The organism is Kitasatospora sp. NPDC059648 (genome assembly GCF_042734825.1).
Classification (GTDB): Bacteria; Actinomycetota; Actinomycetes; order Streptomycetales; family Streptomycetaceae; genus Kitasatospora.
In genome coordinates this window covers 22,342-43,564 of sequence record NZ_JBHWDU010000034.1, presented here as the reverse complement: position 1 = coordinate 43,564, position 21,223 = coordinate 22,342, and the positions used below count along the sequence as shown (strand labels likewise).

16 protein-coding genes and 1 pseudogene are annotated in these 21,223 nt (G+C 72.0%); 9 read left to right on the top strand and 8 right to left on the bottom strand.

Annotated features, from left to right (window positions below; translation table 11 throughout):
- Positions 1–104: 104 nt before the first annotated feature.
- Entirely contained in the window at positions 105–314 is a 210-nt protein-coding gene (locus ACFV1W_RS21165) for a hypothetical protein (RefSeq protein ID WP_380418692.1), read from the bottom strand.
- A gap of 545 nt (positions 315–859) precedes the next feature.
- The gene (locus ACFV1W_RS21160) at positions 860–1,492 is read right to left on the bottom strand and encodes a hypothetical protein (RefSeq protein WP_380418690.1); all 633 of its coding nucleotides are present in this window, start codon (positions 1,490–1,492) and stop codon (positions 860–862) included.
- Between the two features lie 194 nt (positions 1,493–1,686).
- Here ACFV1W_RS21160 and ACFV1W_RS21155 point away from each other — a divergent pair, with 194 nt between their 5' ends.
- Together ACFV1W_RS21155 and ACFV1W_RS21150 are read left to right on the top strand one after the other, a co-directional pair.
- Complete coding sequence (locus ACFV1W_RS21155; RefSeq protein ID WP_380418688.1) at positions 1,687–1,848, top strand: hypothetical protein; 162 nt, start codon at positions 1,687–1,689, stop codon at positions 1,846–1,848.
- Between the two features lie 442 nt (positions 1,849–2,290).
- Positions 2,291–3,805: a DUF1254 domain-containing protein gene (locus ACFV1W_RS21150; protein ID WP_380418686.1), complete on the top strand. Its 1,515-nt coding sequence runs from the start codon at positions 2,291–2,293 to the stop codon at positions 3,803–3,805.
- A 360-nt stretch (positions 3,806–4,165) separates the two neighbouring features.
- On the opposite strand, the gene ACFV1W_RS21145 is transcribed toward ACFV1W_RS21150, so the two are convergent.
- Positions 4,166–4,639 carry a DIP1984 family protein gene (locus ACFV1W_RS21145; RefSeq protein WP_380418684.1) on the bottom strand — a complete coding sequence of 158 codons (474 nt, stop codon included), beginning with the start codon at positions 4,637–4,639 and terminating at the stop codon, positions 4,166–4,168.
- Between the two features lie 132 nt (positions 4,640–4,771).
- On the opposite strand from ACFV1W_RS21145, the gene ACFV1W_RS21140 reads away from it, so the two are divergent.
- Positions 4,772–5,224 (top strand): hypothetical protein, encoded by a 453-nt coding sequence (locus tag ACFV1W_RS21140; RefSeq protein ID WP_380418682.1) that lies wholly within the window; start codon positions 4,772–4,774, stop codon positions 5,222–5,224.
- A gap of 547 nt (positions 5,225–5,771) precedes the next feature.
- Here ACFV1W_RS21140 and ACFV1W_RS21135 read toward each other — a convergent pair.
- A complete protein-coding gene (locus ACFV1W_RS21135; RefSeq protein ID WP_380418680.1) occupies positions 5,772–7,223 on the bottom strand; it encodes an amidase in 1,452 nt (483 codons plus the stop codon).
- A gap of 124 nt (positions 7,224–7,347) precedes the next feature.
- Here ACFV1W_RS21135 and ACFV1W_RS21130 point away from each other — a divergent pair, with 124 nt between their 5' ends.
- Both ACFV1W_RS21130 and ACFV1W_RS21125 read left to right on the top strand, forming a co-directional pair.
- Positions 7,348–7,950, top strand: coding sequence for a TetR/AcrR family transcriptional regulator (locus tag ACFV1W_RS21130; protein WP_380418749.1), 603 nt, complete (start codon positions 7,348–7,350; stop codon positions 7,948–7,950).
- Positions 7,951–8,376: 426 nt separating this feature from the next.
- The gene (locus ACFV1W_RS21125) at positions 8,377–8,919 is read left to right on the top strand and encodes a hypothetical protein (protein WP_380418678.1); all 543 of its coding nucleotides are present in this window, start codon (positions 8,377–8,379) and stop codon (positions 8,917–8,919) included.
- Positions 8,920–9,715: 796 nt separating this feature from the next.
- Here the strand turns inward: ACFV1W_RS21125 and ACFV1W_RS21120 are convergent.
- On the bottom strand, positions 9,716–10,759 hold the full coding sequence (locus tag ACFV1W_RS21120; protein ID WP_380418676.1) for a hypothetical protein: 1,044 nt from the start codon (positions 10,757–10,759) through the stop codon (positions 9,716–9,718).
- 507 nt (positions 10,760–11,266) lie between these two features.
- On the bottom strand, positions 11,267–11,692 hold the full coding sequence (locus ACFV1W_RS21115) for an organic hydroperoxide resistance protein (RefSeq protein WP_380418674.1): 426 nt from the start codon (positions 11,690–11,692) through the stop codon (positions 11,267–11,269).
- A 205-nt stretch (positions 11,693–11,897) separates the two neighbouring features.
- Here ACFV1W_RS21115 and ACFV1W_RS21110 point away from each other — a divergent pair, with 205 nt between their 5' ends.
- Together ACFV1W_RS21110 and ACFV1W_RS21105 are read left to right on the top strand one after the other, a co-directional pair.
- On the top strand, positions 11,898–12,458 hold the full coding sequence (locus ACFV1W_RS21110; protein ID WP_380418673.1) for a hypothetical protein: 561 nt from the start codon (positions 11,898–11,900) through the stop codon (positions 12,456–12,458).
- A gap of 47 nt (positions 12,459–12,505) precedes the next feature.
- The gene (locus ACFV1W_RS21105; protein ID WP_380418671.1) at positions 12,506–15,310 is read left to right on the top strand and encodes an AAA family ATPase; all 2,805 of its coding nucleotides are present in this window, start codon (positions 12,506–12,508) and stop codon (positions 15,308–15,310) included.
- 9 nt (positions 15,311–15,319) lie between these two features.
- On the opposite strand, the gene ACFV1W_RS21100 is transcribed toward ACFV1W_RS21105, so the two are convergent.
- Positions 15,320–16,135, bottom strand: coding sequence for an alpha/beta hydrolase (locus ACFV1W_RS21100; RefSeq protein WP_380418669.1), 816 nt, complete (start codon positions 16,133–16,135; stop codon positions 15,320–15,322).
- 231 nt (positions 16,136–16,366) lie between these two features.
- On the opposite strand from ACFV1W_RS21100, the gene ACFV1W_RS21095 reads away from it, so the two are divergent.
- Positions 16,367–17,434 (top strand): alpha/beta fold hydrolase, encoded by a 1,068-nt coding sequence (locus tag ACFV1W_RS21095; RefSeq protein WP_380418667.1) that lies wholly within the window; start codon positions 16,367–16,369, stop codon positions 17,432–17,434.
- An 87-nt stretch (positions 17,435–17,521) separates the two neighbouring features.
- Here ACFV1W_RS21095 and ACFV1W_RS21090 read toward each other — a convergent pair whose 3' ends face one another.
- Positions 17,522–20,239 (bottom strand): AAA family ATPase, encoded by a 2,718-nt coding sequence (locus ACFV1W_RS21090; RefSeq protein WP_380418665.1) that lies wholly within the window; start codon positions 20,237–20,239, stop codon positions 17,522–17,524.
- A gap of 80 nt (positions 20,240–20,319) precedes the next feature.
- Between ACFV1W_RS21090 and ACFV1W_RS21085 the strand changes: the two are divergent.
- Positions 20,320–20,820: pseudogene (locus tag ACFV1W_RS21085) on the top strand (ATP-binding cassette domain-containing protein); the annotation flags it as partial.
- Positions 20,821–21,223: the final 403 nt, after the last annotated feature.

Here is a 21,223-nt window from a genome sequence, read left to right as displayed (position 1 = left end):
AAGAATGCGCCACCCAATAGCCAGGAGCGGAAGGATGCGGATGAGAGGGCGAAGGCCTATCAGGTGAACTTCGGGCAGGGGTGGACTGCCGCCGTAGCCGACTGTCAGAAGTCGGCGGGACCTTCGCAGGGCACTACTTCAGTTGCGCCGTCGCAGTCGTCGACACCGTCGCAGTCGTCGCAGTCGTCGACACCGTCGACCACGCCATCGGAGCCGTCAACGCCGTCCCAGCCGTCCCAGCCGTCAATGCCATCGCAGCCGTCGACACCGTCACAACCGTCGGCACCATCGACCACGACGACGCCTCCGAACACGCCCGGCAACACCTGCCTGCAGTCAATCAACTGCCAGCCCGGGCCGGCAACATATTGACAACCAGTCCAGCCGCAGGGCCTGCTGGCCGTCGCGGGACGTCGTTCGCGGCCTATCTGCGCGGGTGGCGCCCTGGTTGACGACGGATCACGCTGTCGCACGCAGGCCCTGCGGCCAAGCGCGGAGGAACACCACCACGCCTGACACACGGGGCCGGTGGCCGCCGCGCGGGCCGCTCGTGTTCGGCGTGCGGTTCTCACCGGGTCCGGCGTAGGCGTTTACACCCAGGCCGACAGCTGCTCTGTTACGGCCGGTCGCGCGGAGCCGAGTACCGGCAGGTGACGGCTCTTGCCATCCGTCGCCTGCTTCAGTCCGCAGCCCGTTCGGCGCCGCCCTCCCGCCGGTTCCACGCCCCTCGGCTGGCGCGCCGACACCGCCGTAGCGGCGCCGACGCTGAAGTCACCGTTCTCCGTGTGAGCTGCGCCCGCGCCGCCCGGGGGACGCGCGGCGGCGTGGTGACGGACGGCGGGCGCCGACGGGCGGTGGCTCAGGCGGTGTCGAGGGCGGCGTCGGCGTGTTGGCCGGCGGCGGTCTGCTCGATGCGCCGGGCGAGCATGGTGGCCATCTTCTGCAGTTGCGGCACGTCCGACGGCCCGGTGACCAGCACACCGGCGAAGACGGTGCCGACCCGCATGAGGATGAGGTTCCCGGTGCTGCTGCCGAAGGTGCCGGTGTAGGCGGTGGTCTCGTTGCCGACGGTTGTCACGGACAGTGCGGAGGCCTTCTTGCCGGCCTTCTGCGCGGCCGTCGCGAGGTAGGCGGACGCCTGGGTGCCGGTGGCGAAGGTGGTGATCTTGAAGGAGGCCTTGGCGGAGCCGGCCTCGAAGTCGACGTTGCCGTCGAGCTTGCAGCCCTGGCACTCCTCGTCGCTGCCGTCCTCCTCGTCGACCTCCTTGCGGTGGGACTTCCAGCCCGGCATGGTCGCCGGGTCCGGGAGGGTCTGCTTGACCGTGTCCTCGTCGCCGAGCACGGTCGCGAAGTCCACCCATTTCTGCGCCACCGTGCCGTTCAGTGCTCCGGTGACCGCGCTGGAGCCGCAGCCGCTCAGCGCACCCCCCAGCAGGATCGATGCGACGCCTATGCCCAGCGCCTTCGTGGCGGCACCGGTGTGCGTGGCCATGTGGAACTCCCCGTTCGTGTCGGTCGCCGGCCCGGCCGCCGCGACTGCGCGAGGCGCCGACCACCGGCCAGCCTTTCAAGATCAATAGATGTTACGTCAGATCAGCCGCCCGGTACCGGGTCACGGCCACACCGGGCCCCGGCGACCTCGCTGCCGACGCCGACGGCGGGGGGCGGCTGTCCGCGCTGTGTTCGATGGACGACGAGACGATCTACGGCCCCACCGTCTACACCTGGACCCTGGGGCAGGGGATCGAGCACGGCTGCCTCGCCGACTACCGCGTCCTGGTCACGGTCGTCACGGACGAGGATCTGCGATGCTGCGTTGCAGGGCCAGCAGACCGTCCGGGCGGCTGAGGTGGCCGGAGCCGAGTGCCGGGTGCCGTTCCGGTGACCGGGGTCGGGTGTGGTCCGATCGTTCGTCGTGGGCGCGCATGACTGGGCGGTCTCCCTGGAGGTGGCTGGACGTCGGCCCAAAAGTCGGTGTGCGAACAGACGTCGGGAAGAGGCGAGCGGACAGTGGGTGGGGCAGGGTGGGCGCCTGCTTCGGCAGTCCGTGTTGCCCCGGCGCCGGGCCGGCCACCGAGCCGGGTTGCGCCGGCTTCTCGCGCGGCCTCATCGCAGCGTTGACCCTGCCTCCTCAGCGACACCCCGGGCGGGGAGAGTGCTGATCCCGGCGGCCCCGCCCTTTCCGGCTGCGTCGACAGAACCGAGGGGGGAGGATGGTCGCGAGGACGGACTCATGCGGACGCGTCATGGACCAGTCGAAAGCCTCCATGTCGAGCGGAGTGGTGTCGATATGGCCGAATCATCGCGGGGCCCTGCCTGGCGGCGGATCTCCAAGGACGTGGGCGGCGCAGCCGTCACGGTGGCGCGGGCGGCCGGGCGTGCGGCGCTGCACCCACGGTCGACGATCGATCGCGCACGCCACCTGCCCGAAACCGTGCCCCTGCTCGGTCAGGCGGTGAAGCCGATCCTGACCGGGCGGGTGGACGACTGGCGCGGCGAGTACGCCTACACGCTCGGTGAGCAGGCGTTCATCTACGGCTTCCCGTACATCTACAACGCCCAGCTGCGCCACGACTGGGTGACACAGCCACGGAACCCGTCGACGATCCCCTATGCGCCTGTCAACCACTTCTGGCACGCCGAGCAACTCATCGACGCGACGTACCGCGACGGGGGCTGCCCCAGCAACGACACTCTGTACTCGGCGGCCTGGGTGAACCTGGGGGAGGAGCCGGTCATCCTCTCCCATCCGGACATGGGCGATCGGTACTTCACCTTCGAGCTGGTCGGAATCACGTCCGACAACTTCGACTACGTCGGTCAACGCACCACCGGCTCCGGCGGGGGCAGCTTCGCACTCGTCGGCCCGCACTGGGAGGGAGACCTTCCCTCCGGAATACGGCGGCTGAAGCCGGCTCCCAGCCCCTGGATCCTCGTCCTGGGCCGCACCCTCGTCAACGGCCCGCACGACGTGCCACGGGTACGGGAATGCCAGGAACAGTACCGCCTCACCCCGCTCAGCCTGTTCGGCGAACCGGACGCGGCCGTTCCCGAAAGCCGGGACGTGCTGACCCCGATCCCGGCGGCGGAGGATCCCCTGGGCCCGTGGAAGACCCTGAACGCGATGCTCGCCGAGAATCCTCCACCGGCCCACCACGACGTCCTGCTCCAGCAGTTCGCCCAGATCGGCATCGGCCCCGACCTCGACGTCGAAGCGCAGCCCGACTCGGTCAAACAGAGCCTGATCCGGGCCGCCGCCATCGGCGTGCCCCTGCTCAGGCGGCAGATCCTCAGCGGTGACTGGGCCCGCCACGTCAACGGCTGGCGCTACCCGCCCTCGCAGATGGGACGCTTCGGCGACGACTTCCTCAAACGCGCCGCCGACCAGGCGCTGGTCGGCATTGCCGCCAACGATCCCGCCGAGGCGGTCTACTTGTTCAACTTCGAGGACGCCGACGGCAACGAGCTGGCCTGCGACGGCCAGTACCGCCTGCGTTTCGCCGTCGACGCACTGCCGCCGGTCGACGCCTTCTGGTCGCTGACTGCCTACCGGGAGGACATGAACCTCATCCCCAACCCGGCCGACCGTTACTCGATCGGCGACCGCACCACCGGCCTGCGGCGGGACGCGGACGGCGGGCTGACCATCCGGCTCCAGAGCGAGCCGCCCCAGCAGGACGGGGAAGGCAACTGGCTGCCCACCGCGAAGGACGGCACCTGGTTCGTCGTTCTCCGCATGTACCGGCCCCGCCCCGAGGTGATCGACGCGACGTGGGAGTGCCCTCCGCTGACCCGCGTCACCTGACGCCTTCACATCGGTCCAGGCACCGCCGGCCTCGGCACTCGCAGGGGGAGAGGTATCGGCGCTGTGCCGTTCCCCACATAGCCGTACGTGTCGACTGTGGACAGGTGCGGGCGCCGTGACAGTGCGCACGGCCCCCGCACCGGGTGTGGGCGCCCCGTTCCCGCCCTCGTCGTCCGGATCTGCACATGGTGGTGAGCTGTGCAGTGTGCTCTGTCACCTGTACGCGATGCTGAGCTGCATTGTTGGTGGGGAATCGAACCCCTGCGTTGCTCTTCACGCGCCAGGGCCGGATAGACCGCCGGCCGCGGTGTGTGCACGCCTCCATGACGACTACCTGCTTCCCACACCCAGCTTGTGGGGTCAGTCCTCGATCAGGTCGATCTCCCAGTTGGTGCGCTGGATCAAGGTGTCCACCTCGCGGATCTCCTTGGCCAGGACGTCCGCCTGAGCGCGGAGCTCGGCGACCGGCAGCGCGGAGAGGATCCTGAGTTCGGACCGCAACTGCCGAACGGCTCCGCGCTGGTCGCGTCCGGAGGCGGCGTCAGCGGCCGCGGTGGTCACCGAGTGGCGCAGCCGCAGGACGTCCCGGCGGGCGAGGGCGTCGGTAAGAGTGCCGCCGCCCTCGACGAGCACGGTGGAGTTGGTCCGGTTGATCTGACGGATCAGTCTCTCCAGCTCATCCAGCACCTCCCCGGCCTGGGCCAGGACCTCCGCCGCGTTCTCGGCCGGCTCCTCGCCCTCCTGGTAGCGGGCACTGCCGACAACGCGCGCCCGCAACTGCTCCACCTGCCGCACCGCCGCCGCGCGCTGCGCGAGCGCTTCAGCCAGTTTCACCGCGTCATCCACCTCTACCTGCCACTGATCGTCCGGCAAGTATGCATGTCAGTGGCTGACGGTGCGCTTCGCGGGGTGGGGCCGGCCGGACTCACCCGGCGAGCGCCGAGGTCCCCCGCCTCCTTCCTCGTCATGGAGCACCTCCAAGGCCGCACCCTTGCCGCCGAACTCGCCAACACCTCGGGCCGTTCCGCCCCGCGCACGGCCGGCACACTGGTCACCGACGTCCTGCGCGGGCTGGAGCACCTGCACGCCGGCGGACTCGCGCACGGTGGCGTCCGGCCGTCGAACGTCCTCCTCACCGATGACCTCGACCGGCCTGTCGTCCTCCTGGACGCCGGGCTCCCCGGCCTGCCGGGACCCGCCGCGGATGACAGCTTCTTCGCCGCCCCGGAGCGGCCGGCCGACGCGCGTTCCGACCTCTACGGCGCCGGGCGGGTCCTGGTGGCCATGCTGAACCACGACGACGACGGACGCCTCGCACCTCTGCCGTACCTGGCCGTGATGCAGCGGCTCACGGCCCGCGACCCGGCCGAGCGCCCCCAGGACGCCACCGCGTGCATCGCGTTGCCCGGGACGCCATGACCGACGGCAGCACGCTGCGCCCCGAGGTGTCGTCCCGGACCCCCGAGCAACTGGAGGCGCTACGGCGCCGCGAGGAGGAGCAGCAGGCCGACAGAGCGCGGCAGGACACCCGGATGTTCCTCCCCGCCGCTGCCTCCGACGCCGCCGGATCCCCCTCCACGATGACGGGCGACCGGTCAGCGGTGCCGGCCCGATCGCGAAGCATCGGCCGGCCGGTCCGGTTCCGCACGGCCCCAGCGCTGCCCGGTTGCGGTTCAGCCCAGGGCGCGGGCGAGCCGCGCCGCGTCGCGCCGTCAGGCGGGCTCGGGGGGTGGCGGCCACCGGAGGCGGACCCTTCCGTCGCGGGCGCGGGCGGCGTCCGCGCTGCACCAGGGCCTCCAGCTCCGGCGCGCTGAGGTCAGGCCGGCACGCAGGTCGTCGTCGCCCCATTGGCGTCGGTCAGCGCCAGCACGGTGACGCCGGTGACATCAGGTCCGATCCGCCAGCTGTACGTGCGCGGTGGGCCGGGATCCACGAACCGGGCACCGTCGTTAGAGGCAGGCTGAGCTCAGGTGGTCTGCTGCGCGCCCGCCCAGACAGCGGGGGTCCGCGGCGCCCAGGGGGCGGCCTGCTCCAATTGCCCGGCGAGCCGGAAGAGCAGGTCCTCGCGGCCGTACCCCGCGGCGAACTGGATGCCGATGGGGAGTCGGCTCGCGGGGTCGCTCTCCACCGGGACGGACATCGCCGGGGTGCCGGCCACGTTGAACGCGGCGGTGAACGGTGAGCGGTGGAGGACCTGCCGGATCCAGCCGAGGCCGTCTTCGCCCTCGGCCCCCGCGGCGTACGTGCCCAGAGGAACCGGCAGTTCGGGCAGGGTTGGCGTCAGCAGCAGGTCGTGGCCGGTGAAGTACCGGCCGATCGCGCGCGCGACGCTGTTGCGCATCGCCAGCGCGTGGACGAACTCGACCCCGCCGACCCGCCTTCCGTAGGCGTAACTTGCCAGCGTCTCGGGTTCCAGGGTGGTGGAGTCTGCGGGCCGTCCGAAGGCTGCGGCGAAGCCGTCGATCCAGGTCGCCAGGTTGGTGCTCCAGAGGCGGGCGTTGGCCAGGACGAACTCCTCCCAGTCGACGCCGAGTTCGATGCTGACCTCGGTCACGCGGTGTCCCAGTGACTCGGCGAGTCGGGCGGCGCGCAGCGTGGCGTCGAGGACGGCGCCGTCGACGGCCCGGCCACCCCAGGGCTGCGTGACGAGCCCGATCCGCAGACTGCCGGGGGAGCGGGTGACCTCCTGCGCGTAGGGCCGCTCCGGCTGCGGGGCCGTGTAGGGGTCGCCGACCTCGGGGCCGTGGACGAGGTCCAGCAGCGCGGCGCTGTCGCGCACCGAGCGGCTGAGGACGCCGTGGACGGCGAGCCCGTTGAAGACCTCGTCCGCGTCGGGGCCCATGGATGTCCGGCCGCGGGTCGGCTTCAGTCCGAACAGGCCGTTGGCGGCTGCGGGGACGCGGAGGGAGCCCGCCGCGTCCGTGGCGTGCGCGAGCGGGACGATGCCCGCGGCGACGGCGGCTCCGGAGCCCCCACTGGAGCCGCCGGGGCTGCGGGCCGGGTCCCAGGGGTTGCGGGTGGCGCCGTACAGGACGCCTTCGGTGGTGGTGCTGTACGCGAACTCCGGGGTTGCCGTGCGTCCGAGCGTCACCAGTCCGGCGCGGCGGAAGCGGGCCATGAGCGAGGAGTCGGCCCCGGCGACGTTCCCCGCGGCGAGCCGGCTGCCCAGCTCGGTGCGCTTGCCGGCCATCGCGACGGCGAGGTCCTTGATCAGGAAGGGCACCCCGGCCAGCGGCGTGCTGCCGGGCGTCGGTGCGTCCTCGGCGGGCCAGGTCTCCACGACGGCGTTGAGCTGCGGATTCACCGCGTCGGACGCCAGCTGGGCGGTCGCGGCGAGTTCCGCAGTGGTCACCTCGCCGCGGGCCACCAGCTCGGCCAGGCCGATGCCGTCGTAGGTCGCGTACTCGGAGAGCTTCATCTTCGTCCGTTCCGTTCCGCTCGGGAGGCTCGACATCCGACTCGCTATACCGATCGGTATCTGATGAGACCGATCGGTATCGCAAAGGACTGGTCGGTACCGTAGCATTGCCGCCGTGGACGCCGTGGACAGAGTCAGCAGGCAGAGCCGGGTGGCCAAACTGCCGCCCCGGGAGCGGATCCTCGACGCGGCGGAGGAACTCTTCTCACGCGAGGGGATCAAGGCGGTCGGCGTCCAGGCGATCGCCGACCAGGCCGCGACCACCAAGATGGCGCTGTACCGGCACTTCGCGACCAAGGACGCGCTGGTCGAGGAGTGGCTGCGGATCGTCGCCGCGGACTACACCGCCGTGTTCGACCGGCTGGCGCAGCAGCACCCCGACGAGCCTCGGGAGCAGATCCTGGGCATGGCCCGGTTCATCGCCGACGGGCTGCCGGGGCTCTCCCACCGGGGCTGCCCGTTCATCAACTCCCTCGCGGAGCTGCCCGACCGCAATCACCCGGCGCGGCGGCTGATCGAGGACCACAAGGCCGGCCAGCTGCGCCGTCTTACCGACCTGTGCACCCGGGCCGGGCTGCCCGACCCGGACGAGGCTGCCGCGGAGCTCACCTTCCTGCTTGAGGGAGCCCAGGTGAGCGCCCAGAACGGCAGCGTCGGGCACGCGGGGGAGCGGCTGATGCGCATTGTCCGCTCCCTCCTGCTGCGGGACGGAGCGGATGCGGCGTAGCGGGTGGTGCGGGTCGACGCAGGATGGCGTTGAGCGTGATCGCGGACGTCGCCACCGCGTCGGGATCGGTGATGGTGCCCCAGGCCCCGCCGATGGTCAGGGTCCCACCGGAGTCAGCGGTGTACCTGGCCACCAGGCTGCCGTCGAAGCTTTCGTGGCCGGTCGGGTGCGGGCCCGTCGGGCGGTCGGCGCGGACATTGGCGGGGATCTCGCCCCGGTAGCCGCCGGGAAGAGACTCCGGAGCGGTCAACCGCAATGAGCGTCTTCACAACGCGCACACCCACCACGGCCTTCATGGTCACATTCCTCGGCGCGGCCTTCGCCGCACCGGCGCCGTGACGCCGACAGGTGTCGGGTTCTCAGCTGACATCACTCCGTCGCCCCGTCAACGGGCCGCCCCCACGGACCCGGCGGACACTCGACATTGTGTCCGCCGACCTGCTGACCGCCGACGAGTACGCCCTCGTTGACGCCGTCACGGCCATGGCCACCACGACCGGCTGCCCGGCTGCCCGCGTCGTGCTCGCCCAGGGCCGCCTGTTCACTCCCGCGCCCTGGCCGCGCTCCGGCGCCCCGCGCCGCGGCGCACCCGGACGCTGCCACCGCAACGCACTTCGCGTCGCCCGGATCCTGCCGGGCGCCTACGCGGAGGGGTACGCGCTCACCGCCGAGGGGACGGCGCGGGCGCACGCGTGGTGCGCGAGAGCCGACGGCACCGTGCTGGATCCCGCGTGGTCCGAGGGGGAGGCCCGGGCCTACCTGGGGGTGCCCATGGCCGCGGAGTTCGTCCTCGCCTTCCAGCAGCGCACCCTCACCAAGACGAGGTTCCGCGGGGTCCTCGACGAGGACGTGCAGGCCCGTGACGCCGGGCGCATCTTCCAGGCCGGCGTGCCGCTCTACGGCAGGCTCGATGTCGGACGGCCGCACCCGCTCGACGAACCGCCGTCGTCCTTGTCGTATAGCTGGTGACGAGCTGAGTCCCGGCCTGGGGCTGTCCGGGGCCGCCCATGAGGCGGTCCGCGGAGGTGGCTTCTTTCACGTGAAGTCTCAGCGTTCGATCAGCGGCTTGGACAGCAGTTGGCGATCTTGAGTGCTGCAGATGCTCACGAGAAATGGCGTCGCCATGGTGCGGTGCCGCGGGAGTGCGGTAGAAGCGGTCCGCCTCTTGATCACCGGTCGTTGGACTCCGGGGTAAGGATGCTCCCGGGACGGGAAGGCCAAGTCATGGACGACGACCCTCGGGCCGGCTGGCCGGAACGGTGGGCCGGCACGGACTGCGACGTGCGGACGGCCGTGGGCGCGATCCCGCCGGAGGTCAAGGACGGGTCCAGGTGTGACGAGGTCCCCTGTCGGCGGTTCCAGCACTTCTACGGCCCGGGCGAGGAGATCCCCGGCCTGCTCGCCACGCTCGCGTCCGGGGACGCCGAAGCCGTTGACAGGGCCCTGCGGGAGCTCTGGACGGATCTTCACCACCAGGGCGGCACGACCGCGGGGGGAGCACCGGCGGTGCCTTTCCTGCTCCGGATCGCGACGACCGGGCACCCCGGGCTCCGCGCGCAAACGCTTGTCCGAAGCGCGGGCTTATCCCGTGCTCGGTGTCCAATCGCAGGGTGAAACTCCACCCGTCCGGGCGATGCCTCCTGGCCGCCTGTCGGTGTCCGGCTGGCTGCCCGTGCGTGGACGACCACGCCGTCCCCTCGGGCCCGGTGGACCTGAGGGGACGGCGCAGTGGGCCCCAGGGGGAAGGGGCGGGCGAAGGGCTGGATCAGCCGTAGTAGTTGTGGATGTAGTAGATGACGTTGTTCCGGAAGTAGTGGCCCCCGACGTCGTAGAAGTTGCCGCCCCGGATGGTCACGCCCACGCCGTCGGGCTCGGAGTCGAGGCGCGGGGCCGACGGGCTGGCGACGTTGTTGCCGCGGGGCACGCCCTGCGGGGCTGTCGCCTCAGCGGCGTACGTCAGGGTCTCACAGGTCAGCACCTGGCCGGAGTTGGCGTCGCGCCAGCCGACCGCCATCAGGTTCTCATGGCCGTTGTAGGCGATCGACGGGGCGGCGTTGGTGTTGGTGTTCCTGATCTGCTGCCAGTTGTTGTCCCACTGCCAGTACCGGTAGTACAGGCCCTGGCGGTAGATCCGGTTGTCGGTGCCGCGGTGGAGCACGGTCAGCCGGCTGTCGGGCGAGGCCGCGGCGGCGGCCGCGGATTCCGTCCGGGCGCCGCCCGGCACCTCGGACCACGGGCTGAAGTTCCGGTTGATGCCCATGGTGGCCTGGTAGATGCGCTCGTTGGCTCCCACGGCGACGATGAACAGCAGGTCCGGCGAGGCTGCGATGGCCGGGCTCAGGTTGTTACGGACGGCCGAACCTGAGCCGCCGATGTTCTGGGTGCGGAACTGGATGGGCGGACTCCAGTACCAGCGGCGGTGGTTGGGCTCGTTTGGATTGGCCAGGGTCTGGGCCCAGAGGTCGCCGTTCTGCCCGGTCTGGAAGAGCCAGAGCTCACCGCGGAACACGGTGATCGCGGGCGCGGCGTAGGTGACCCCGCCGATGCGGTTGAACGGGCCGCCGTCGACGTTGAACCAGAGGGCGTTGTCCTGGCCGCGGATGGCCTCGACGTTGCTGCCCCGGTAGTACGCCATCGCCGGGGAGTCGGGGGTGCTGGCGTTGTGGTCCGCCTCCTGCCAGGGCGTTACCGCGCCGGCCGGGGCCGTGCCCGCGAAGACGGCGGCGAACGCGGTGAGGAGGACGGCGACCAGGGTGGCGAGCCTGGCCGTGGCGCGGCGGTGCGAAGCGGTGTGGGGTGGCGAGGTCATGTCTGCTGCCCTTCCGGTCCGTGAGCCCCGGTGTGGCGGTCGCTCCGGAGTGATGACGTGGTGTGATTCGGGTCCGGCGACGCGCCACGCGCAGGGCACGGGCTGGCCCGGAGCGGGCGGCGCGGAGCCCTCACGGGAGAGCTTGGCAGCAGCAGTGACCGCGGCACATCGGTCATCTGACTCAACCGTCGGTCCCGATGGACCGTTGATCGTCCGGCACCCCCGCAACCGTGCCGCCCACCGCCCCGCCCCGGCGCCACGGTCGAGCAGTCGACCTCCACCCTTCACGGCCGGCACCGCGCGCCGCACGACCTTCGTGACGGTGCCGTGATCAGCCCCGCTACCCCGGCGCCGAGCATGCCCAGCACCGTTCTGCGGGCCACGGGGGCGCCGTCCGGTGTGCTCTCGGGTTCTGTTTCCGGCATCTCCGTTCCGTCCTCCGCATGCGTCCCCGGCCAGCCCGCTCGTGCGCGGGCCAGCCGGGGCACGCCCGGATGTCGCGGGTCCTCAGACGGCCGCGGCCTTGATGGTGACGGGGATGTTGCCCCGGGCTGCCTTGGAGTAGGGGCAGATCCGGTGGGCGGCCTCGGCGAGTTCCTCGGCGGTGCGCTGGTCGACACCGCCGAGGCGCGGTGCCAGCGTGGCCAGGAGTGAGAACTCGCCGTCGTCGCCGTGGAGGAGGGTGACCTCGGCGGTGATCGAGGTGCTGGTCAGCCTGATCTTGCGCTGGGCGGCGGCGTGGCGGAGGGCGCCGAGGAAGCAGGCGGCCCAGCCCGCGGCGAAGAGCTGTTCCGGGTTGGTCGCGTCGCCGGCTCCGCCCAGTTCCTTGGGGATGGACAGGCGGTGTTCGAGCAGACCGTCGGCGGAGCGGGCGGTGCCGCCGTTGCGGCCCTCGCCGGTGACTTCGACCGTGGCGGTGTAGTTGACGGCCATAGCGGGTCTTCCTCTCGTGGATGTCCTGAACGGCTGTCCTCAGGCTCCCCTGCAGCGGCGCCCCGTCGACCCCGTGCCGGACACTGGTCGCCCCCGGGCCCGGGTACTGGCCAGGGTTCGGCACTGGCTCGACAGGCTCGCGGTCCCGGGATCGTGAGCGGTGGACGCCGACCGGCTTCCGTTGCGGCGAATGGAGCTGACGGGGATGGAATTCAGGATCGGGTCCGTCGTCGTCCCGGTTTCGGACGTGGACCGGGCCAAGGACTTCTCCACGCGGAGCGGGTTCCGCGAGGACGTCGACTTCTCCGGCCCCGGCGGCTTCCGGATCGTGCACCTGACCCCGCCCGGTTCGGCCGCGTCGCTCACCATCGGCAGCGGCGTGACCGACGCGGCGCCGGGATCCGGGCGTGGTGTGCACCTGATCGTGGACGTCGTCGTCGCGGACCGCGCCGAGTTGGCGGCCGCCGGGGTCGAGGTCAGCGAGGTCTTCCACGACGCCGGCGGGGTCTTCCACCACGCCGGCACCGTCGAACGGGTCGCCGGCCCGCACCCGGCGCGGCAGGCCCGGTCCTCGCCGTGCCCACCTCGGCGGCGGTCCGCACGCCGACCAGCGCCGGACTCCTTGCCGGCCTGCCGGAACCACAGGTGGACGGGCTCCGCGACGACGATGCCCGGGCCTTGCTCGACTCGGTGTTGCCCGGTCCGGTGCACCCCCGTGTGCGAGACGCGATCGTCGCCGAAGCACGCGGCGAAGCGCTGGCGCTGAGGGAGCTGCCGCGCGGTGAGAGCGACATCAGGAAGGGGTAGGGGGACATGACCGGGTTCCAGCGATGGGGCGTCACCACGACGATGGTGGGCCGCGAGGACGAGCAGGCGGAGCTCGTGGCGTTCGTGAAGTCCGCCACGGGCCAGGCTCTCGTCCTGCGGGGGGAGACGGGGGTCGGCAAGAGCTCGTTGTTGAGCCGCGCCGCCGCGCTGGCGGAGCAGGAGGGCCACGTCGTCATCCGGGCCGCCGGCGTCGAGGCGGAGTCCGAGCTGCCCTATGCCGGGCTGCACCAGTTCCTCCATCCGCTGCTCTCCGATGTCGCGCGGCTGGACGACGGGACCCGGGCAGTGTTCGGCGCCGTGTTCGGCGGAATGCGGGGCGACCCGCCGTCGGTCATGACGCTCGGCATCGCCGTTCTCAGCCTGCTGTCGCTCTCCGCCGAACAGCGGCCGCTGTTTCTGGTCCTCGACGACGGGCAATGGCTGGACGACTCCAGTGCCGACGTCTGTGGCTTCGTGGGCCGGCGCCTGGCCGGCGGCCCGGTGAAGCTGCTGGTCGCGGTCCGCACCGATCTCCCGTCGCGCTTCGACACCGCCGCACTGCCCGAACTGCCGATCACCGCCCTCGTCGACGAGGACGCGGCACGCCTGCTGGACCACCGGTACCCGGAGCTGAGCCGACGGGCCCGTCGAATCGTCCTGGAGCAGGCCCAGGGCAACCCGCTGGCCTTGGTGGAGCTGCCTGCCCACTTCGCCGGCCGGTCGCGCGACCTTCCGGCCGAAGACCTGATCGGTCAGCACGGTCTGCCGTTGCCCCGGCGGCTGCAACGGCTGTTCGGCACCCGCATCGCAGCCCTCGACGAGCGGGTGCGGACCGAGCTGCTGATGGGCGCGCTCGACGGCGCCGGGCCCCCGAGCGGCACCGACGCCGTCCCCGGCACCCGTTACCGCATGCGCGACGCCGACGCGGCAGTGGCCGCCGGGTTGCTGGACATCGAGGTGGTCACCGGGGATTTCGTCTTCCGGCACCCGCTCGTGAGGTCCGCCGTCGTGCGGACGGCGACTCCCAACCAGCGCCGCGCCGCGCACCTGGCACTGGCGCAGGTTCATCGGGAGAACCTCGAACGCCGGGCGACGCACCTGGCGGCGGCGACGGTCGATCCGGACGAGGAGGTCGCCGACATCCTGGAGGCGGCGGCCGAGTCGGCGACCCGGCGCGGCGGCGCGCTGTCGGCCGTGGCCTGGCTGACCCGGGCCGCCGAGCTCAGCGAGAACCACACCGACCGGTCCCGGCGACTGACCGACGCGGCCTTCGTCGCCGGTCACGCCGCCCGCCTCGGCCAGGCGCACCGGCTGGTCCAGGCGAACCTCGCAGCCGGTTCGACGGAGTCGCCGGCTTCGGTGCTGGCCGCGGCCTACCGGGCGCTCTACCAGGACGGGGACGTCCGCACCACCCACCGACAGGTCTCTGCGGCGATCGAGACGCTGCGGGACGGCGGGACCGCCACCGCGTCAGCCGACGGCAAGGCCCAGCCCGAGGAGGTCCTCACCCGGCTGGTGAACCTTCTCCTGGCGATCAGCCAGTTCAGCGGGGACCGCGCGGCCTGGGAGAGCACGCACGAACTCCTCGCCTCCATGGGCGACCTCGTCACCGGACATTCTCGTCTCTACAGCGGCACCTGGAGCGATGTGACCAGGCACGGAGCAGGCTGGGCTGGGCCGGTGAGACAGGCCGCCGCCAACCTGCCGGATCTGGAGCCCTGGGACGTCACGCGGTTGGGCGCGGCCGCGTACCACCTCGATGTACTGAGCCACTACCGCCCCCACCTGCAGCGCGTCGTGGACCGCGAGCTGGAGACCGGAGCCGTGGCCACCGGCATGGTCATGCTGCACCAGATCATGCTCGACCAGATGGCGGTCGGCGAATGGGCGCAGGCTGAGGACACCGGACAGCGCGGCCTGGACCTGGCGACCGAGCACGGCCACCACCTGTTCGCCGCCCAGAGCCGAGCGTACCTGGCCCAGCTCGCGGCGCTGCGCGGACAGGTCGGGCGGGCGCGGGACCTGCAGGCCGAGGTGGACGCCTGGGCCCGTCCGCGCGGACTGGGGTTCCTGACCCAGGTCGCCGATTCCGCCGGTGCGACCGCCGCGCTGAGCTCCGGCGACTACGAGGCCGCGTACCTCTACGCCATCGGCATCACACAGCCGGGCACGTTCCGGCCCTACGCGTACCAGGCATCGCGCACCCTGCTCGATCTCGTCGAGGCCGCCCAGCACACCGGACGCGTCGAGCAGGCCCGGGCGCACGCCCTCGCCGCCCGCGACGCCGGCCTGCCGTCCGTGTCGCCCCGCCTGGGGCTGATCACCTACGGCGCGCTGGCGATGACCGCCGAGAACGAGCGGGAGGCCGCCGAGATGTTCACGCGTGCCGAAGCCCACCCGGACGGCGCCCGCTTCCCGTTCGAGCTGGCCCGGATACGGCTGGCGCACGGCATCCGGGTGCGCCACGTCCAGGGCCCGGCGGCGGCGCGGCAGTACCTCGTCCCGGCGGCCGAGGCGTTCGAGCAGCTGGGCGCGGCCGGCTGGACCGAACGGGCCCGGGCCGAACTGCGCGCCACCGGGACCCCGCCCCGCGTCTCGACGCTGAACCTGGCCTCGCTGACCTGGCAGGAACGCCGCATCGCCGACCTGGCCGCGAGCGGCCTGACGAACAAGGAGATCGGCGAGCGGATGCGCCTGTCGCCCCGCACCGTCAGCTCGCACCTGTACCGCATCTTCCCCAAGCTGGGCATCACGGCCCGGGCGGCGCTGCGCGACGCGCTGAGCCGGACTGACGCGGCTACGCAGGTCTGATGCCCGTGTTCAGTTCTGTGCGGTCACGGCCTCGATGCCGTTGGCGGCCAGCCAGGCGAGGACGTGGTCGGCGACCGAGCGCCAGCCGCTGTCGAACACCATGGAGTGCCCTCGATCGGCGAACTGCTTCAGATCGGTCACGACGGAGGAGTCGCCGTAGAGCTTGTAGACCGAGCGGGTCACGGCGTCCGGGACCATCCGGTCCTCCTGGCCGGACACGAGCAGGAGCGGTCCGCGCGCCGAATTCGCCGTGTTCACGACGGTGTCGGCCGGCCCGGCGGCGGTGCGATCGAGTCCGAGGTCCGCGAGCAGCCGGAGGGGGGCCGGGACGGCGTACCGGTCGAAGAGCTTCGCGGCCTCCTCCTCACCGACCGCGTTGGCGACGACGTGTCGGAACCGGGTGCGCGGCAGCGGCTCGAAGCACGGGTGCCGGGTCGAGTCGGCCGGCAGCGGCGACCACGGCCGGGGCCGACCGTGGTCCAGCGGCACACCGCCGGCCGGCAGCGGCGCGAGGGCGACGGCGGCGCGGCCGAGGTCGGCTCCGAGGAGGTGCTGGGCGATGAGGCCGCCGGCCGAATGCCCGATGAGGACCGGCGGGTTGTCGAAGGAACGCACGATCTTCTCGTAGTGGGCCGTGAGCGCGGCGAGCCCGAGGTCGCGCAGCGGGCCGGGATCACGGCGGACCTGCTCGGCGGTGGGGGCCTCACCGGGCCAGCCCGGGACGCACACCGCGTAACCGTGCGAGGTGAACCGTTCGGCCCAGCCCTCCCAGGAGGAAATGTGGAACCACGCACCGTGGATGAGGACGACGGGGGTTTGCTTCACGGCCAGACCTTCCGATTGCACACACGACGATCCGCCGGCATCGCGGCGCTCCTTCGAGGATCACCAAGCGGAAGCACGGTGGAATCAGTCGAATGACTGAACGTGGCGGCCCGGCAGGTCCTTCGTGCGTCCGCGAGCGCCTTCGCGCGTCTCGACGTCATGTGACTGATGTGTCGTGCCGGTGGCCGAAGAACAGTGGAGACATCAACGAGTCCCCAGGAAGGAACAGACATGATCAACAGGCGTACCTTCACCAAGGCAGTCGGTCTCGGCATGGGCGCCACGGCCGTGTCGCTCGGCGCGGCATCGAACTCGCCCGCCGCCTTCGCCGCCGGTTCCGACCGGCCCGGCCGCCCGGCCCCGGTCGTCCCGGCCATCGCCCCGGGCACGCACACCACGTTCACCGACCTGAAGCGGGTCCAGGCCGGCGTGCTCGACATCGGCTACGCCGAGGCCGGGCCCGAGCACGGCCCCGTGGTCATCTGCCTGCACGGCTGGCCCTACGACATCCACAGCTTCGTCGACGTGGTGCCACTGCTGGCGGACGCCGGCTACCGGGTGATCGTGCCGTACCTGCGGGGCCACGGCACCACGAACTTCCTGTCTCCCACGACCGTCCGCACCGGTCAGCAGGCCGCGATCGCCCTCGACATCATCGCCCTGATGGACGCCCTGAAGATCCACAAGGCGGTGCTGGCCGGCTTCGACTGGGGCTCGCGGGCCGCCGGCACCATCGCGGCGCTGTGGCCCGAGCGGGTCAAGGCCCTGGTGGCGGTGAGCGGTTACCTCATCGTCAACATCCCTTCGCAGCAGAACCCGCTGCCGCCGAAGGCCGAGCACACCTGGTGGTACCAGTACTACTTCGCCACCGACCGGGGCCGCGTCGCCATGGAGACCAAGCAGTACCGGCACGACCTGTGCCGGCTGGTGTGGGACGAGGTCTCCCCGACCTGGAAGTTCGACGACGCCACCTTCGAGCGCACCGCCGCGGCGTTCGAGAACCCCGACTACGCCGCCATCGTGATCCACAACTACCGCTGGCGCCTCGGCCTGGCCGACGGCGAGCGTTGCTACGACCGCTACGAGCAGCTGCTCGCGGCCCGGCCGGCCGTCACGGTGCCGACCATCGCCCTGGACCCCGCGCTCGACCCGTTCCTGCCCACGACCGACGGCACCGGGTACCGGAAGTTCTTCACCGGCCGGTACGAGCACCGAGTGCTCCCCGGCATCGGCCACAACGCGCCGCAGGAGGCGCCGACGGCGTTCGCCCAGGCCGTGGTGGACGCCGACCACCTGTGAGTGTTCACCGAACTCCGCATCAGCTCTCGGCGGGAGTCGCGCACCGTGCTGCCGTAGTCGTCCCGCCGATCCGCCGGACAACGGCGATCACCGCTCGGACAATGCACCGTCGATCTCGCGACGGGAGGAGATCCCCAGCTTGGCGAAGACCTTGCGCAGGTGCCACTCGACCGTGCGAGGGCTGAGGAACAACTGCGCGCCGATCTCCGCGTTCGCGTGCCCGGCGGCCGCGAGGCGGGCGATCTGCGCCTCCTGCGGGGTCAGGACCGGTGCGCCGACGGTCCGCCTGCGGACAGTCTCACCGGTGGCGAGCAGCTCTCGCCGGGCCCGCTCCGCGAACGCCTCCATACCCGTGTCCGCGGCCGCCTCGTACGCCGCCCGCAGCTCGGTACGGGCCTGCGCGCGCCGGTTCTGGCGGCGCAGCCACTCCCCGAACAGCAGCCGGGCCCGGACCTCGAACACGCCGAGCCCGCCCCGGCCGAAATGGTCGACGGCCTCGCGGTAGCGGTCCTCGGCCTGCTCGGATGCTCCGGTCAGAGCGTCGGCGACGGCCTGCGCACCCAGGGCCCAGGGCGTGCCGGCCAGGGCCCAGTCGGCCAGCCGCTCGCGCGCTCGGGCAGCCACCGCCGGGTGGCCGGCCCGGGTCGCGGCCTCGACCAGCTCGCTGCTCGCCCAGAAATGCACGTTGAGGTCCTGGTACTCCATGCTCCGGAGCGCCGCTTCCATGGCGAGCGGATAGTTGCCCAGGCCGTTGTGGAGCACGGCCCGCACACACGCCGCCATGCCGGTGAGCCGTCCCAGGGCGGGCTGCTCACCGTCCCGTTCCATCGCCTCGATCAGCTCCAGGGCCGGTCGCTCCCGTCCCCGATACGCGCCGATCAGGGCCGTCATGCGCGGAACCACGCCGGTGGCCTTCTCAACGGCTGCGGCCTCGGCCAGCAGGTCCCCGGCTTCGGAGAAACGCCCTGCATAGCCCAGCGCGGCCGCCCGGTAGGGCAGCACCATCGAGAGGATCGACAGCGTTCCCGTCGTCCGGGCGAAGCGGGCCGCCCGATCGGTGACGTCCAGCCAGGCCTGGAGATCGCCCAGCTCCGCGGCGGCGTTCGCGGCAGCCCACAGGACGGACGGGTCCTCCTCGTCGGTGAGGGAGCGCAGCGCCCGCGCCAGCAGCGGGAAGGCGGCGGCCGGCCCGTCCGTGGTCCACACGACCAGGGCACGAAGGAAGACTCCCGCCGGCTCGTCGCCGGGTATCAGGTCGCGAGCGGCGTCGGCGACTCGCCGCAGTCCGCCTTCGTCGTGCCGGCCGGCACGAATGGCCGCGCCGAACGCGTCGAGGTAGGTCTTCCGTGCGACGGCCGGGTCGAGGTCCCTGAGCCGGAGCGCCGCGTCGAGCAGCGGCTGCACCGCGCCCGGCCCCGAGTCGGTCATGGACGACACCTTGGCCCGCAGCCGGCTGGCGTTGGCCTGCTGCAGCCGGTCCAGCGGCCCCAGCTCGGCGGCGGCGAGCAGGTCGGGCACCCGAGCCGGCACGCCCGCGGCGAGGTGGGTGTCCGCGGCCGCCAGCGCGCGCCGCGCCCGCTCCTTCGGGTCGGGGGTGAGCGCGGCGGCACGTTCCAGGAAGGAGGCGGCGGCGGCCCGGCCGCCGCGCGCCAGGGCCCGGTCGGCGGAGCGCTCCAGCGCGGCGGCGACCTCCTCGTCCGGCCCGACCGCGGCGTGAGCCTGGTGCCAGGCCCGCCGGTCGGGGGCGCGCAGGGCGTCAATGGCCTCGGCCAGGACGCGGTGCGCCGCGCGCAGCGTGGCGGCATCCGCGCCACGCCAGACGGCCGAACGCACCAGCGGGTGCCGGAACCGCACCGAGGCTCCCAAGGTGATCAGGCCTGCGGCCTCAGCCACTGCCGCGGCCTCCAGCCCGATGCCCAGCAGACGCAGAGCATCCCACAACAGCGGCCCGTCACCGACCGGTTCGACCGCCGCGACCAGCAACAGGGCCCGGGCATCGGCCGGCAACGCATCGACGCGCCGACGGAATCCGTCCTCGACCCGGGTCGCCACCGGGCCGGCGCCGGGCCCTCCGAAGCCGAACGCCAATTCCACCGGTGACAGACCCCGGGGCAACTCCAGCAGGGCGAGCGGATTCCCACCGGTCTCGGCGACGATCCGGTCCCGCACGCGAGCGTCGACCGGCCCCGGCAGAACGCTGTCGAGCAGCACCCGGGCGTCGACGTCGGCCAGCCCGCGCAGGGGAAGTTCCGGAAGGCCGGAAAGGCCCTCATCCTCCATCTTCCCGTCGGTGATCCGCTCGGCGAACACCAACGCCACCGACTCGGCGTCCAGCCGACGTCCGACGAACGCCAGGATCCGCCGGGACATCAGGTCCAGCCATTGCACGTCGTCGACCAGGCATACCAGCGGGGTCCGGGCCGCCGCCTCGGCGAAGAGACCGAGGATCGCCATCCCGACCAGCAGCATCTCGGGCGGGTTCCCCGCGCTCAGGCCGAACGCGACACGCAGCGCGTCCTGCTGCACCGACGGGAGTCGATCCAGCTGCGACAACAGCGGAGCGCACAGCCGTTGCAAGGCCGAATACGCGAACTCCGACTCGGCTTCGACACCGACCGCGCGTACGACCTGCATCTGCGCCGCCTGCCCGGCCAGGTGGTCGAGCAGCGCCGACTTGCCCACGCCGGCCTCACCTCGCAGAACCACCACCCGACTGTGCCCTTCGCGCACCTCGCGCAGCAGGCGGTCCAGCGCCTCCAACTCCCGGTTCCGCCCGAGCAGCCGGTGTTTCGCGTGTGGTGGCATGTCACCTCCGGGGACGAGTTCCTCCCGGAGGAGCTTCACCCATCCTACGAACATGAGGCCTGCTGAGCCGCACGGTTTCCGCGCCCCCTGGCCACCACGTCTCCTCGATGGACGGCCTCGTCGGCCTGCCCGCTAAAATCACGCCCACGACCGGCTCGGTGACGGTCACCGGCCGGCTCGGCCACCTCCGCCAGAGCCTGCCCCTGAGCTCCGACCTCACCGTCGCCGAGGTGCTCGACGTCGCCGGGATCATCCGGGCCATCGACGCCGTCGAGCCCGGAGACGTCGACGAGCGGCACTTCACCACCATCGGCGACGACTGGGACATCGAGGATCGCACCCGCGCCCAGCTCGACCGTCCCGGCTTGACCAACCCCACCCTGGACGGCGGCCTGCACACGCTCAGCGGCGGTCAGATCGTCTCCCTCGGCCTCGCCGCCCAACTACTCAAGCGCCCCGACGTGCTGCTGCTCGACGAGCCGACCGACAACCTCGACCTGGTCAGCGCCGGCCAGTTGGAGAGCGCCCTGAGCTCCTACCGGGGCGCCTTCCTGGTGGTCAGTCACGACGAGCGCTTCCTCGCCGAGATCGGGGTGAACCGCTGGCTCCGGCTGGCCGACGGCACGCTGCAGGAGACCGCGGCCCCCGAGGTGTGAACCGCCGATGTGTGAACCGGCCCGCGCCCGAGGCTCCGTTGGCTCGCCTCACCGGCCGAGTCCTTCGTCACCGGAACCATCCTCAGCGTCGACGGCGGCTACAGGGCCCAGTAGAGGTCCTACGGCGCCGCAGACCCGTTCCCGACAAGGCGGGTCGAGCGACGGATCCAGCTGCCAGGCCCGTCGGTCGGGGCTGGCTTCGACGCCGGCGGCGGGTACGACCTGCAACCGCCCCGCTTGCCCGGCCAGATGGTCGAGCAGCGCCGGCCGAGCGGCACGGGTTCGGCCCCCCTGGCCCGGCCGCCATCGCCGACTCAAAGTCATATGA